General features: G+C 70.2%; 13 protein-coding genes and 1 tRNA gene. 11 read left to right on the plus strand and 3 right to left on the minus strand.

Features of this window, described 5'->3' with window-relative positions:
• Positions 1–22: 22 nt before the first annotated feature.
• The gene (locus NE234_RS14665) at positions 23–709 is read right to left on the minus strand and encodes a ComEA family DNA-binding protein (RefSeq protein WP_252780091.1); all 687 of its coding nucleotides are present in this window, start codon (positions 707–709) and stop codon (positions 23–25) included.
• Positions 710–816: 107 nt separating this feature from the next.
• Between NE234_RS14665 and NE234_RS14670 the strand changes: the two genes are divergently transcribed.
• Genes NE234_RS14670 through htpX form a run of 7 tightly spaced genes read left to right on the plus strand, consistent with a single transcriptional unit; the run spans position 817 to position 8310 of the window.
• Positions 817–1308: a NuoI/complex I 23 kDa subunit family protein gene (locus tag NE234_RS14670; protein WP_252780093.1), complete on the plus strand. Its 492-nt coding sequence runs from the start codon at positions 817–819 to the stop codon at positions 1306–1308.
• Positions 1305–1967 (plus strand): NADH-quinone oxidoreductase subunit J family protein, encoded by a 663-nt coding sequence (locus NE234_RS14675; RefSeq protein ID WP_252780096.1) that lies wholly within the window; start codon positions 1305–1307, stop codon positions 1965–1967. Before NE234_RS14670 ends, NE234_RS14675 begins: the two co-directional genes overlap by 4 nt.
• The gene (nuoK, locus tag NE234_RS14680; RefSeq protein ID WP_252780099.1) at positions 1967–2332 is read left to right on the plus strand and encodes an NADH-quinone oxidoreductase subunit NuoK; all 366 of its coding nucleotides are present in this window, start codon (positions 1967–1969) and stop codon (positions 2330–2332) included. Before NE234_RS14675 ends, nuoK begins: the two co-directional genes overlap by 1 nt.
• Positions 2329–4371: an NADH-quinone oxidoreductase subunit 5 family protein gene (locus NE234_RS14685; RefSeq protein WP_252780131.1), complete on the plus strand. Its 2043-nt coding sequence runs from the start codon at positions 2329–2331 to the stop codon at positions 4369–4371. The genes nuoK and NE234_RS14685 overlap by 4 nt, the downstream gene beginning before the upstream one ends.
• A gap of 43 nt (positions 4372–4414) precedes the next feature.
• Positions 4415–5938 carry a complex I subunit 4 family protein gene (locus NE234_RS14690; RefSeq protein WP_252780143.1) on the plus strand — a complete coding sequence of 508 codons (1524 nt, stop codon included), beginning with the start codon at positions 4415–4417 and terminating at the stop codon, positions 5936–5938.
• Positions 5935–7392 (plus strand): NADH-quinone oxidoreductase subunit N, encoded by a 1458-nt coding sequence (locus tag NE234_RS14695; protein WP_252780145.1) that lies wholly within the window; start codon positions 5935–5937, stop codon positions 7390–7392. Before NE234_RS14690 ends, NE234_RS14695 begins: the two co-directional genes overlap by 4 nt.
• Before the next feature lie 60 nt (positions 7393–7452).
• Positions 7453–8310, plus strand: a complete 858-nt coding sequence (htpX, locus tag NE234_RS14700; protein ID WP_252780148.1) for a zinc metalloprotease HtpX — start codon at positions 7453–7455, stop codon at positions 8308–8310.
• A 257-nt stretch (positions 8311–8567) separates the two neighbouring features.
• Here htpX and NE234_RS14705 read toward each other — a convergent pair whose 3' ends face one another.
• A complete protein-coding gene (locus tag NE234_RS14705) occupies positions 8568–9059 on the minus strand; it encodes a YajQ family cyclic di-GMP-binding protein (protein ID WP_252780151.1) in 492 nt (163 codons plus the stop codon).
• 159 nt (positions 9060–9218) lie between these two features.
• Here NE234_RS14705 and NE234_RS14710 point away from each other — a divergent pair.
• A tRNA-Tyr gene (locus tag NE234_RS14710) sits at positions 9219–9300 on the plus strand.
• A gap of 211 nt (positions 9301–9511) precedes the next feature.
• Here the strand turns inward: NE234_RS14710 and NE234_RS14715 are convergent.
• Entirely contained in the window at positions 9512–9700 is a 189-nt protein-coding gene (locus NE234_RS14715; protein WP_252780153.1) for a site-specific integrase, read from the minus strand.
• A 647-nt stretch (positions 9701–10347) separates the two neighbouring features.
• On the opposite strand from NE234_RS14715, the gene NE234_RS14720 reads away from it, so the two are divergent.
• From NE234_RS14720 to NE234_RS14730, 3 genes are all read left to right on the plus strand, one after another.
• A complete protein-coding gene (locus NE234_RS14720; RefSeq protein ID WP_252780164.1) occupies positions 10348–11199 on the plus strand; it encodes a maleylpyruvate isomerase family mycothiol-dependent enzyme in 852 nt (283 codons plus the stop codon).
• A gap of 653 nt (positions 11200–11852) precedes the next feature.
• Positions 11853–12134 carry a hypothetical protein gene (locus NE234_RS14725; RefSeq protein ID WP_252780174.1) on the plus strand — a complete coding sequence of 94 codons (282 nt, stop codon included), beginning with the start codon at positions 11853–11855 and terminating at the stop codon, positions 12132–12134.
• A 958-nt stretch (positions 12135–13092) separates the two neighbouring features.
• Positions 13093–13446, plus strand: a complete 354-nt coding sequence (locus NE234_RS14730) for a hypothetical protein (protein ID WP_252780177.1) — start codon at positions 13093–13095, stop codon at positions 13444–13446.
• The last annotated feature ends 5 nt before the right edge of the window (positions 13447–13451 follow it).

Genomic DNA, 13451 nt, shown 5'->3' on the forward strand with positions numbered 1-13451 from the left:
GTTCACCCCACCCCCGAGCCCCTCAGGTGAGGAACAGGCCGTACTCGGCGATGTCGGGGACGATCCGCGGCGGCAGGTCGGCCTGGATCGCCAGCTCCTCGGCCGAGATGAACCCGCCGTGCTCGGCCCGGCAGCGGACGATCCGGTCGACGAGCTCTGGCGTCACGCCCGGCAGCAGGGCCAGCGCCTGCGGCGGCGCGTGGTTCACGTCGATCAGCCCTCCGTCGTCGTACGCGCGCGCGCCGAGGTCGGGCCGGCCGATGCGCAGCTCGTGCGCCAGGCCGCGGTCCTCCAGCGCGATCCGGCGGGCCTCCTCGCGGAGCGTCCGGCGGTACCGCGCCGCCTCGACGACCCGGCGGTTCCGCTGGTCGCTGGGGTCGGCGGGCGGGTACAGGCGGGGGCGGGCGCCGATCGCGTGCATGGCGCTGACGATCCAGGTGCCCAGGAGCAGGAGCAGGCCGAGGGTGTGCGGCTCGTCGCCCGGTGCGAGGAGCGCCTCGTACGCCGCCACCAGCGCGCCGGCGTATACCGCCGCGGCGACCGCCAGCCCCGCCGAACGCCGCCGGACCGCGGCGTACAGGAACGAGACCGGCGAGCCGACGCCGAGGGTGATCAGCGGCACCACCGACCAGCCCAGGCCGTCCGAGGGAGGACGCGGCGGAAGCTGAGACGGCCGTCGTCCGGGCGGGGGCATCGGCGACCGCGTCATGGCCCGATGGTAAGCCGGTCGAGCGCCGCAGCGCCGCAACCCGTTCCGGCTGGATGGGTATACGGTCGTGTGCGAAAGACGCTCCCTATAAGTAATCATGGTGAACCGTGGCACGGCTTCCCGGAACTGGCCTGGCGAAGGGGCTCGCGGTGACGCTGCGCACGATGACGCGGCGTTCGATCACGCGGCAGTACCCCGAGGTGCAGCCCGACCTGCCGCCCCGCAGTCGTGGCGTGATCGCGCTGTTCGAGGAGAACTGCACCGTCTGCATGCTCTGCGCCCGCGAGTGTCCCGACTGGTGCATCTACATCGACTCGCACAAGGAGACGCTGCCCGCGCCGACCGGCGGCCGGGCGCGCACCCGTAACGTCCTCGACCGGTTCGCCATCGACTTCGCGCTGTGCATGTACTGCGGGATCTGCATCGAGGCGTGCCCGTTCGACGCGCTGTTCTGGTCGCCGGAGTTCGAGTACGCCGAGTACGACATCGCCGAGCTGACGCATGAGCGGGAGCGGCTCCGCGAGTGGATGTGGACGGTGCCGCCCCCGCCCGCGCACGACCCCGGCGCCGAGCCGCCCAAGGAGCTGAAGACGAGGTGACCGCGGCGGACGTCGTCATCGTGCTGCTCGGAGTGGTCGCGGTGGGCTCCGGCGTGCTCGTGGTCGCCACCCGGCAGCTCGTGCACGCCGCGCTGTGGCTGGTCGTGTCGTTCGGCGCGCTGGCCGGCTCGTACCTCGTGCTGACGGCGGAGTTCGTCGCCTGGGTGCAGGTGCTGATCTACGTCGGCGCGGTCGTCGTGCTCCTCCTGTTCGGGATCATGCTGACCCGCGCGCCGATCGGGCGCTCGGAGGACCTGGACTCGGGCAACCGGATCGTCGCCCTCGTCGTCGCGATGGCGACCGCGGCGGTCCTGGTGACGACGCTGGTCCGCGGGTTCCGCTCGGCGTACGTTCCGATCAAGGACCGGGTGGGCAGCGGGTCGTCGCACACGCTCGGCGGGAGCCTGTTCCAGACCTGGGTGCTGCCGTTCGAGGCGCTGTCGGTGCTGCTGCTGGCCGCGCTGATCGGCGCGATCGTGCTGTCCCGTACCGACATCCGCGGCGCCGGACCGGAGCCCGAGGAGGAGGACCCCGAGCCCCGCCGCCGGCCCGCGGCGCCCCGCGGCGCGGTCGCGCGGCGCCTCGGCACGGCCAAGCGGCGTACGGGTCCCGACGACGAGGACACCATCGTGCTGTCCCGCGTGGACGAGGAGATCTGATGCATCTCGTCTACCCGGTGGTGATCGCGGCGCTGCTGTTCGCCGTGGGCGTGTACGGCGTGCTCGCCCGGCGCAACGCGATCCTCGTGCTGATGTCCGTCGAGCTGATGCTCAACGCGGTCAACCTCAACCTCGTCGTCTTCGACATGCGGTGGGCCGACCGGCTGCACGGCGGCCAGATACTGACGCTGTTCGTCATCGTGCTGGCCGCCGCCGAGGTGGGCATCGGCCTGGCGCTGGTGCTGCTGATCTACCGCAACCGCCGTACGGTCGACGTCGACCGGCTCCGTACCCTCGCCGAGGGCGACCCGGACCCCGACTCCGACGTCGGGTCCATGACCGACGACGAAGGGGTGCGCCGGTGATCGTCGTGGCGGCCGTCGCGGTCGTGCTCCCGTTCGCCGCCGCCCTGGTCGGCATGCTGTTCGGGCACACCGTGTCGCATCTGCTGTCCCCGCTGGCCCGCCGGGTGCGCAAGCCCGCTCCCGGCACCGCGCGGCGCGGCGCGCTCGTGCTGGCGCGGCGGATGCCCGCGAACGGCCCGGCGCTCATCGCCGTCGTGCCGGTCGCCGTGTCCACCGTGCTCACCGCCGTGCTCGCCGTCGACCAGCTGCGGCACCCCGCCTCGCACGTCGGCACGCTGACCCGCGTTCCGACGGGCACGACGGAGATCACGCTGTCCCTGCAGGTCGACGGGCTCGCCTCGGTGGTCGCGCTCCTGGTCTGCTGCGTGGCGCTGGCGGTGCAGATCTACTCCGTCGCCTACATGCGCGACGACCCGCGCTACTCCTCCTACGCCGCGTTCGTGTCGCTGTTCACCGCGGCGATGCTGCTCGTGGTCCTGTCCGGCGACCTGCTCGTGCTGTACGTCGGGTGGGAGGTCATGGGCATCTGCTCGTACTTCCTCATCGGGCACTACTGGCACGACCGGGCCACCTCGCGCGCGGCCGTGAAGGCGTTCCTCGTCACCCGGCTCGGCGACGTCGGCTTCCTGTTCGGGATCTTCGTGCTGGGCCTGGCGGCGGACTCGTTCCAGATCCGGCAGATCATCGGGCGGGTCGGGGTCATGCCGCACACCGCGCTGCTGGCGGGCACGCTCCTGCTGCTGTGCGGGGTCGCGGGCAAGAGCGCGCAGTTCCCGCTGCACACCTGGCTGCCGGACGCCATGGCCGGTCCCACCCCGATCAGCGCGCTGATCCACGCCGCGACGATGGTCGCGGCGGGGGTGTACGTCGTCGCCCGGCTGTACCCGGCGTTCTTCTTCGCGCCGACGTCGCTGGCGGTCCTCGGCGTGATCGCGGCGATCTCCATGCTCGGCGCCGCGCTGGCCGCGCTCGCCCAGGACGATCTCAAGCGCGTGCTGGCCTACTCGACGATCAGCCAGCTCGCGTACATGGCGGCCGGCCTGGCGGTCGGCGCCCGGGACGGCGCGGTCTTCCACCTGCTGGCGCACGGGGCGTTCAAGGCGCTGCTGTTCCTCGGCGCGGGCTGCGTCATCGTCACGGTCGGCTCGAACCTGATGAGCGCCATGGGCGGCCTGCGCCTGGCCATGCCGGTGACGTTCTGGTCGATGACGGTCGGGTTCGCGGCTCTGGCCGGCATCCCGCCCGCCAGCGGCTTCTTCAGCAAGGACACGATCCTGTCCCAGGCGTGGAAGGCCGCCCACGATCGCGGAACGCCACCCGCCGGCGGCTGGTTCGCCTACACGCCGCTGACCGCGCGACCGCACCTGCCGGGACGCACTGTGTCCTTCGTGGCCGTGCAGGTGAAGGTCCCGCCGCACAGGATGGGCGCGCCCGTCCCGCACATCCCGTCGTGGGTCGCCTGGCTCGTGCTGGTCACCGGGCTCCTGACCGTGGTGATCACCGCTGCGTACGCCACGCGGACCTGGCTGGTGACGTTCTTCGGTGAGCGGCGGTCGGCGGTACGGGCGCGGGAGGCGACGCCGCTGATGCGCTGGCCGGTCGCGGCGCTGGCGGTCCCGGCGCTCATCCTGGGCTTCTTCGGGCTGGGCAGCGCCGAGCTGCGGCCCGAGTGGGGCATGGCGGTGATCTCGCTGCTGTGCGCCGCCGCAGGTGCGGGCGGCGTGTACCTCGTCTGGAACAACGACCCGGCCCTGGACCCCGTCCGCCTGCTCGGCCCGCTCCGGCCCGTGCTGCGCGAGGCCTTCTACCTCGACACCGTCTATGACGTGGCGATCGTACGGCCGGTGCGGGCCCTCGCCCGGCTCGTCGTCCACGCCGACGAGCGCGTCGTCGACGCCGGCGTCGAGGGCTCCGGCCGGGGCGCGCGGCGGCTCGGCGGCCTCCTGCGGGCCACCGAGAACGGCAACGCGCAGGCGTACGTCTCCGGGCTCTTCGCGGGAGTGGTGCTGATCGTGGTCGCGGTGGTGGTGCTGACGTGATCGTCGCGGCGAAGCGGGCGGTGTCGACATGATCCTCGCGGCGATGCTCGCGGTACCCTTCATCGGGGCGCTAGGGATGCTCGTCCCCCTGCCGGGGAGCCCGCGCCGGGTGACGCGCCTGGCGCGGCTGTACGGCCTGGCCGTGTCCGGTGTGACGCTGGTGCTGGCGGTCGCGGCCGCGGCCGCCTTCGACTACGGCCGGCGCGGCGCGCAGCTCGGCGTGAACGTCCCCTGGGCGAAGTCCATCGGGCTCCGCTTCCACCTGGGCGTCGACGGCATCTCGCTGCCGCTCGTCGTGCTGACGGCGGCGCTGACGTTCCTGTGCATGGTCTACACCGCCCGCGCGCTGCCGGTCCCGGCCGGGTCGCGGGGCGGGTCGCCGCAGGCGCTGATCGGGCTGGTCCTGCTGCTCGAGGTCGGCATGCTGGGCACGTTCGTCGCGCTCGACCTCCTGCTGTTCTTCGTGTTCTTCGAGGTCGTCCTCATCCCGATGTACTTCGTGATCGCCGACTGGGGCGGTTCGGGCAAGGACGCCGCGCCGCGCGCCCGTGCGGCGGCGAACAAGTTCATCCTCTACACGCTGCTCGGCTCCGGCTTCCTGCTCGTCGGCATCCTCATCGTCGCGGTGAACGCCCGCACCCTCGACATGACCGCCCTCACCGCCCGGCACGGCGCCGGCCTGTCGCACGGCCTGCAGGTCGCCGCGTTCGGGCTGCTCGCCCTCGGCTTCGCGGTCAAGACGCCGATGTGGCCGCTGCACACCTGGCTGCCGGACGCCCACACCGAGGCGCCGACCATCGGCTCGGTGCTGCTGGCCGGGGTGCTGCTGAAGATGGGCACGTACGGCTTCGTCCGCATCGCCGTGCCGATGGCGCCGGAGGGCGCGAAGGTCTGGGCGCCCTGGCTCGGCCTCCTCGCCGTCATCGGGATCGTGTACGGCGCGCTGGCCTGCCTCGCGCAGCGCGAGCTCAAGCGGATGATCGCCTACTCGTCCATCGGGCACATGGGCTTCGTCCTGCTCGGCATCGCGACGCTCACGCCCGTCGGGCTGAATGCCGCGCTGTTCGGCAACATCGCGCACGGCCTCATCACCGGCCTGCTGTTCTTCCTGGCCGGGGCGATCAAGGAGCGGTACGGCACCGGCGACCTAGACGCCCTCGGCGGCGGCATGCTCGCCAAGGCCCCGTACCTCGCCTCCATCCTCACGTTCGCCGCGGTGGCGAGCATGGGCCTGCCCGGCCTGGCCGGCTTCTGGGGCGAGATGCTGGCCCTGCTCGGCGCGTACGAGCCGCACAGCGGGCTGCCGAGGCCGACGTTCATCACGTTCATGGCCGTCGGCGGGCTCGGCGCGGTGCTGACCGCCGCCTACTTCCTGCGGTTGCTGTCGCGGGTCACCCACGGCCCGGTGGCCGAACGCTGGCGCACGGCGCGGTTCGCCGACGTACGCTCGCACGAACTGCTGGCCTGGACCCCGCTGATCACCGCCACGCTGTTCATCGGCCTGTGGCCGAAGACGCTCCTCGCCCTCACCGACGGGGCCGTACGCCTGCTCCTGGGGGGACGATGATCCATTCCATCGGCTACCTGGCGATCCTCCCGGCCCTGATCGTCTCGGTGGCGGCCGTGGCCGTGCTGCTGGCCGACGCGTTCGGCGCGCCCGCGAAGGCCGTCGGCGGGCTCACCGCCGTGTCGCTGATCGCGGCGGCGGTCGCGCTGCCGTTCGGGCACGGGCGGTCGACGTTCTGCGCGGCCGCGACGCGGGCCGGCGAGCACGTCTCCTGCTCCTACGTCGCCGACGACTTCACCGTGCTGTTCCAGGCGGTGGTGCTGCTGGCGGCCATCGTGGTCGTCCTGCTGTCCCACGGCGAGATGCGGCGGTCGGCGCTGCCGGTGGGGGAGTACCACTTCCTGCTGCTCGCCGCGATCCTCGGGGCGCTGCTGCTCGCGGCGGGCCGGGACCTGATCACGCTGGTCGTCGCGCTGGAGACGCTGTCGCTGCCGGTGTTCGCGCTCGTCGCCCTGCGGAGGTACGACGGGACGGCGTCCGAGGCGGCGCTCAAGCTGTTCCTCGTGTCGGTCGTGTCGTCGGCGGTCACGCTGTTCGGGATCAGCCTCGTGTACGGCGTCACCGGCGCGATGCACCTCGACCGGGTGGCCGCCGGGCTGACCCGCGTCCACGGCGACCTGCGGCCCGTGGCGGCCGCGGGCATCGTCCTGACGGTCGCCGGGTTCGGCTTCAAGATCGCGGCGGTGCCGTTCCACTTCTGGGCGCCGGACGTCTACCAGGGCTCTCCGCTGCCGGTCGCCGCGTTCCTGTCCGTCGTGTCGAAGGCGGGCGGCTTCGCCGGGCTGACCCTCGTGCTGACCGCCGGCTTCTGGCCGTACGGCCACACGTGGGGCCCGCTGATGGGCGTGCTGGCCGCGGCGACCATGACACTCGGCAACCTCCTCGCGCTCCGCCAGACCGACGCCGTACGGCTGCTGGCGTGGTCCTCGGTGGCGCAGAGCGGCTACATCCTCGCTCCGATGGCCGGGGGAGCGCACGTTCGCCCGCACCAGTGGATGACGGCCACGGCCGCATACGTCGCCATGTACGCGATCATGAACATCGGCGCGTTCGCGGTCGTCACGGTCGCGGCCCGGCGCGGGATCCGCGACCTGGAGTCCTACCGGGGCCTCGCCCGCGCCAACCCGGGCAGCGGCCTCGCCCTCGCGTTCTTCCTCCTGTGCCTGGCCGGGCTCCCACCGGGCGTCATGGGGCTGCTCGCCAAGGTCGTGGTGTTCCGCGCGGCGGTCGGCGGCGCCGCGACCTGGCTCGCCGTGATCATGGCGGTGAACACCGTCATCGGCCTTTACTACTACCTGACCTGGGCCACGCGGCTCTTCGCCGCCGGAAAGGCCCGGCGCGTACGGGCCGGCCGCGCGGGCGGCGTCGCGATCGCGGTCGCCCTGGCCGCGGCCGTCGTGGTGTCCGCGGCCCCTGAACTGGTCCTGCACGCGGCCGCGCTCGCCGTCCCCTAACGGGGAACATTTCTCCAGGTCAGCCCGTTGATCCTACGGGGACAAGGGGAGGTGCCGCAGGTGCGTTTCAACGGTGTCAAGACGGCCGCCCTGCTGGGGGTCATGTCGGCGCTGATCCTCCTCATCGGAGGCGCGCTGGGCGGTCGTGCGGGTCTGACCATCGCGCTGGTCATCGCGGTGGCCACGAACGGCGTCGCGTACTTCTTCAGCGACCGCATCGCCCTGTCCGCGATGCGCGCCCGGCCCGTGAGCGAGGTCGAGCAGCCCGCGATGTACCGCATCGTCCGGGAGCTGTCGACCGGCGCCCGGCATCCCATGCCACGCCTGTACATCTCACCCACGATCGCGCCGAACGCCTTCGCCACCGGCCGCAACCCGCGCAACGCCGCGGTCTGCTGCACGACGGGCATCCTGCAGATCCTCGACGAGCGGGAGCTGCGCGCCGTCCTCGCGCACGAGCTGTCGCACGTCTACAACCGCGACATCCTGATCTCGTCGGTGGCCGGGGCCCTCGCCGCCGTCGTCACCTGGGTGGCCAACCTCGCCTGGCTCATCCCCCTGGGCAACTCCGACGACGAGGACGGCCCCGGCGTGCTCGGCGCGCTGCTGATGATGTTCCTCGGCCCGATCGCCGCCACGATCGTGCAGCTGGCCATCAGCCGCACCCGCGAGTTCCAGGCCGACGCCTCGGGCGCCCAGCTCAGCGGCGACCCGCTCGCCCTGGCCTCCGCCCTCCGCAAGATCGAAGGCGGCACCCGGCGGCTCCCGCTGCCGGAGGACGGCCGCCTGACCGCGGTCAGCCACCTGATGATCGCCAACCCGTTCCGCGGCGAGGGCGTCGTCCGCCTGTTCTCGACCCATCCGCCGACCGCCCAGCGCATCGCCCGCCTCGAGGAGATGGCCGGCTACCGCCGGTGACGTTCCTCACACCGTGAGACCGACGACCCGTCCGCGCAGGACGAGACGCGGTCCACTGCGGCGGCGAGGTGGCCACCGTAGGTCACCTTCACCGCGCATTTCGCTCGGCCCCGGGACGTGATCGCCAAGACCGGCACGGCTGATACGCCTGTCCGGGGCCGGCCGCCTGGCCTGGGCCCCGGATGGAGCCCAGGCGCGTCATGGCGGCGCTCAGGAACCCTCGCGGACGGCGACCGGCCGGGACGCCGACGCCCTCGTCAGCGGTAGTTCGTGAACTGGAGGGCGACGTCGAGGTCCTTGCCCTTGAGCAGCGTGATCACCGTCTGCAGGTCGTCCTTCTTCTTCGAGCTGACCCGCAGCTCGTCACCCTGGATCTGCGCCCGCACGCCCTTGGGACCCTCGTCCCGGACGATCTTGCTGATCTTCTTGGCGTCCTCCTGGGAGATGCCCTCCTTCAGCCCGATGGTGAGCTTGTAGAGCTTCCCGGACGCCTTGGGCTCGCCCGCGTCGATCGACTTCAGAGAGACGCCGCGCTTGACCAGCTTCTCCTGGAAGACGTCGAGGACGGCGTTGGCGCGCTCCTCGCTGTTGGCCTGGACCTCGATGGTCTCGCCCGACCACCGGATCCCCGCGTCGACGTTACGGAAGTCGAACCGGTTGGCGATCTCCTTGGCGGCCTGGTTCAGAGCGTTGTCCACCTCCTGCCGGTCGAGCTTTGACACGATGTCGAAAGAGCTTTCCGAAGCCACGGTTCATGTCCTCACGGATAACGACGATCTCTCTGGAGAGCCTAGTAAGCGTTCGCCCGCTCCACTGCCACCGACGCCGGTGCCCCGCCGACCGAAACCGATGTCACCCTTGGGCCCAGAGTCCGCTATCCTTCTGAGCGTCGCTACGGCGGCTTACCCGGCGGGTTGCCCGAGTGGCCAATGGGAGCGGACTGTAAATCCGTCGGCTCAGCCTACCCAGGTTCGAATCCTGGACCCGCCACAGCAGGTGGGACGGCCCCTGACCAGCAGAGATGCGGTCAGGGGTCGTTTCGTTTCTTGATCGTCCCAGGCAGCCACCGGCCACCGGATGCAGCCGCTTGTCACTGGTCCCGGAATATACGCGGAATGAATCCGGGCGTGTCTCCGCAGGTAGGCCCCGGAAACGGCGAAGGGCTCCGGCGTGAACCGGAGCCCCGACAGGGTAGATCTGATCACTCGCCGAGCGCATCGCTGATCCGCTTGTTCGCGCCGTCCTGTTGGCCCTCGATGCACTTGGCGTAGATCTGGAGCAGGACCTTGACACTGTGCCCGGCACGTTCGGCTACCTCGGTTGCCGGAACACCGGAGTTGAGCCACAGCGACACCCCCGCGTGCCGCAGGTCGTACGGTCGCTGCGCCAAGGGAGAGGCGACCTGAGCGGGCGTAAGGGCCAAGACGCGAGTCTGAGCCCACACGTCGCCGTAGGCGGTCAAGGCGGCGGCGCAAGCGCCGCCGCAGGCCGCCCGCTCCCGCACGCCCTACGGGCGTGCGGCGTGGGCGCCGGTCCCTCCGACCGTGCCGATCGGGCGGCCCCGGCGAACGAAGAACCAACCGCGGATTCCTCACAGCCTTACCAGCTCCAGACCGTCATCAGGGGACGGCGCAGGACCGCCGGCCAACTTCACTCCGTTCGCCCTACGGGTCGCCTCCGGCGATTGGCAGGCCCCCCGCTCACCACATCACGGGTCCGGGAGAAGACGCCTCCGGCAGGGGCGCTCCGGCTCCGGGATGGGACCCACACCGGGCGCAGGTTGGTCGGTGGTTGAGGTGGAAGCCTGGTCATCCCGTCCACCGTCGTCCCAGGACAAGCCGAGCAGACCAGGCCCCAGGGGCGAAGGTCGTTCGTCCGGTGGGGCGCTCCACCTTCACCCCTGGGGCCTGGCCCGCTCCCCGGAGGGTGGGCCGACGGCGAACGGGATGACCAGGCCGGGCCGTTGTGATGCAGGCCCCCGTGGCGTACGGTCGCGCCGTACCACGCGCCCATGGTCCATATCCCTGAGGTGAGCCGATGACTGATCTTTCCTGGCTGGGGCCGGCCATCGATGTTCGGCCGCTATTCGCCAAACAGCACGCCGCGTTTATCGACCTGCTTCGTCAGCTCACCAGCGATGAATGGCTCAGGCCCACGATCTGCCCTGGATGGACCGTCAAGGACGTCGCCGCGCACGTGTTGGACGACCATATCCGACGGCTGTCGATGCACCGTGACGGCTTCCATGCGATGCATCCACGTGACGCCGAACCATTCACTGTCTATCTGGACCGCACCAACGAAGAATGGGTGGTCACCGCACGCAGGATCAGCCCACAACTGCTGATTGATCTGCTCTCCACCGTAGGGGAGCAGATCGCGCGATTCTGGCCGACGGTTGACCTGGATGCCCTTGGTGCGCGAGTGCGGTGGGCCGGGCCTGGACCATGTCCATTCTGGCTTGACGCCGCCCGGGACTTCAGCGAGTACTGGACCCATCATCAACAGATCTGCGATGCCACAGGTCGACCCGGACTCACCGACCCGCAGTACCTCGGTCCCGTCCTGGACACCTTCCTACGGGCGTTGCCCCACACCATGCGCGACGTGACCGCTCCCAAAGGCACCGCTATTGAGGTGACTGTGACCGGACTTGGTGGAGGAACGTGGAGCTGTGTTCGTGGATCGGAGGCTTGGAAGCTGCAGCATCAGCCGTTCCCTGCACCTACCGCACAGATCGAGCTGTCCGCCGACACCACTTGGCGTCTGTGCACTCGCGGCATCACACCCGAACAGGCCGCGGTACGTGCTCACGTCCGTGGTGACCAACACCTGGCAACCGCAGCCCTCCGACTTGTGTCGATCATGTGGACGCCACCTAAGGGATGAGTGGCGGGGGCCGCACGCCGCGCCATTAGCGGGCCAGCGCTGGGACCTCAGCGGAAGGAGCACGGCTCAGTCGACCGAGTCCGGGCAGCAGTTTCAAGATCCGGAATATACGCGGAATGCGTTGCCGACGCCGAGGGAGCCGCTTGAGATTCCGTGCAGGTCGGTGGGGAAGTGGCTCCAAAACCCATGGCGTCCTGTAAATCCGTCGGCTCAGCCTACCCAGGTTCGAATCCTGGACCCGCCACAGCAGGGAGAACGGCCCCTGACCAGCAGAGATGCGGTCAGGGGCCGTTTCGCTTTCATGATCCCCTGTTCCCCGTGGTTCCCCCTTGATCACCGGCCTATCTGGCACGCGTGTGGCACGGAATCTAAGGGCGTCCGTACGCCACAGCACCGCCTGCCGGGTCATCCCCTCTGCCGTCGCTCCCACCCGTCAGGGAAGCGGGCCAAGCCCTCCGGGTCGGGGTGGAATGCCCCGCTGGACGAACGACCTCGACCCGGAGGGCCTGGTCTGCTTGGCTTCGCCTGGAGCGTCGGTGGAGGGGGTGACCCGGCTTCCACCTCAACCACTGACCACGGTTGCATCGTGTCGGCGCGGGGTCCATCCCCCCGAGCCTGAGCGCCCCCGCCGGAGGCGAGAAAGGACGGATTCGATGTGGCAATCTGCGGATCTTGCAGGCAGGCTTGTCGAAGTGATCGCGGAGATGCTGTGGAGCATCGAGGCTTCCGACCCCTGGGAGTTGGCGGAGGAGGCCGGCCGTCCGGAGCACTGGCAAGCGGTTCTCGCCGGGGCACTGCGAGAACTGCCCGAGGAAGAGCGTCAACAAGTCCGTACGGCTCTTGAGAAGATCACGGCAACGAGGACTGGCCAGTGCCGGGCATTCATGGCGGGCGTACCAGCAGCCATAGGTCTAGCCGATTCGACGCGCGCGTGACGGTGCTACGTGTCTCGTTGCCGTGCGGAGTATCGACGACGGGGAAGCGTTCACTCGGCCGCCCGATCGGCACGGCCGGAGGGACCGGCGCCCACCCACGCCGCACGCCCGTAGGGCGTGCCGGAGCGGGCGGCCTGCGGCGGCGCCTCGCGCCATGCGCTGGGGGGTGGAGGTCGTGGCTGCGACGGCCGGGCCAGCGGCCACCGCGGTGACGGCCAGGGTCAGGCCGGCCAGTGCAACATGCTTGGTCACGGGGACTCCCTTCCGGGTGTATCGGAGTGTCTGACTCCCCATGGATATCACTCTGCGCATTCGAATAACCACTTACCGTTAAGGTCGGTGTTTCGTCGCGAACGGCCTTGCGCGCCGTGAGAAGGCGAGGATTGAGCGGCGAGCCTGCGTCAATCTTCTCCGGTGATGTCGAGAGTGACCTATGAACGGCCTGTTACTGCTAGTGAAACGGGATTTACTCCGCAACAGTGTCCGCCGCCTCGGCGAACAGCCGATAAGGCGGTCCTGGAAGCGGTCGCCGCTGCATATCGCGAACCCGGGTGGCCTGCCGAGGTCGAGGGCAACGCGTTCACGGCACAGGCGTCCATCGTTGCCGAGAGTTTCGGCTGTCAGGACCACCGAAAGTCTCGGCGCAGAGCGATGGCACCGCTCCCCGCCGAGCGCGTCCACCACCTTGCGCTCGTCGATCACTCGTCTGTCGGTGACGGTGAAGTGAAAAGGGGGGCAGGAATACCGCTGTTCGGGCAATCGGATGAGCCCAGAGGATCTCCGTCTTCGTGCAGCGGCTGCGATCGACCGGGCACGTATGGCCGGTCCGGCCCGCACCGCTGCCTCCGGCGAGCAGTGGCGGCACTGCGGCGGTGCCGTCAGTCGTGTACGGGGGCTTCACCGGAGGTCTGCCGCGATCATCTACCGCGATCTGCCGCCGGTGCGTACCGTCTCGGCCGTGACTACGGACCGGCACCCTCGTCTGGCGGACGTCTTTCCCGACCTGGTCTCCGACATCGCTCAGGCGTTGAGCGCCGAAGGTCCGGACTCCTTCGTCGAGCTCTTCAAGAACTCACTGTTCTACGGTGTCTGCCCCCCGCATGGGTTGCCGTGTCTCATGACCGCGCCGCCCGGTAGCCCGTGTCCGGCCATCACCGAGGTCGAAGTCGATGGCGAACCCATCGCCCAGCTCTACCTGGACGTGGACGAGGCCTCGGGAGCGGTGACCTCGATCACCCACGTGCTGGTCCACGACGGTCGTGACCTGGCGCGCTGCCTCGATCATTACGGACTGAGGGAAGACGGGTCATGAGGTGA

It is taken from the genome of Actinoallomurus rhizosphaericola (assembly GCF_024055675.1).
Taxonomy (GTDB): Bacteria; Actinomycetota; Actinomycetes; order Streptosporangiales; family Streptosporangiaceae; genus Actinoallomurus; species Actinoallomurus soli.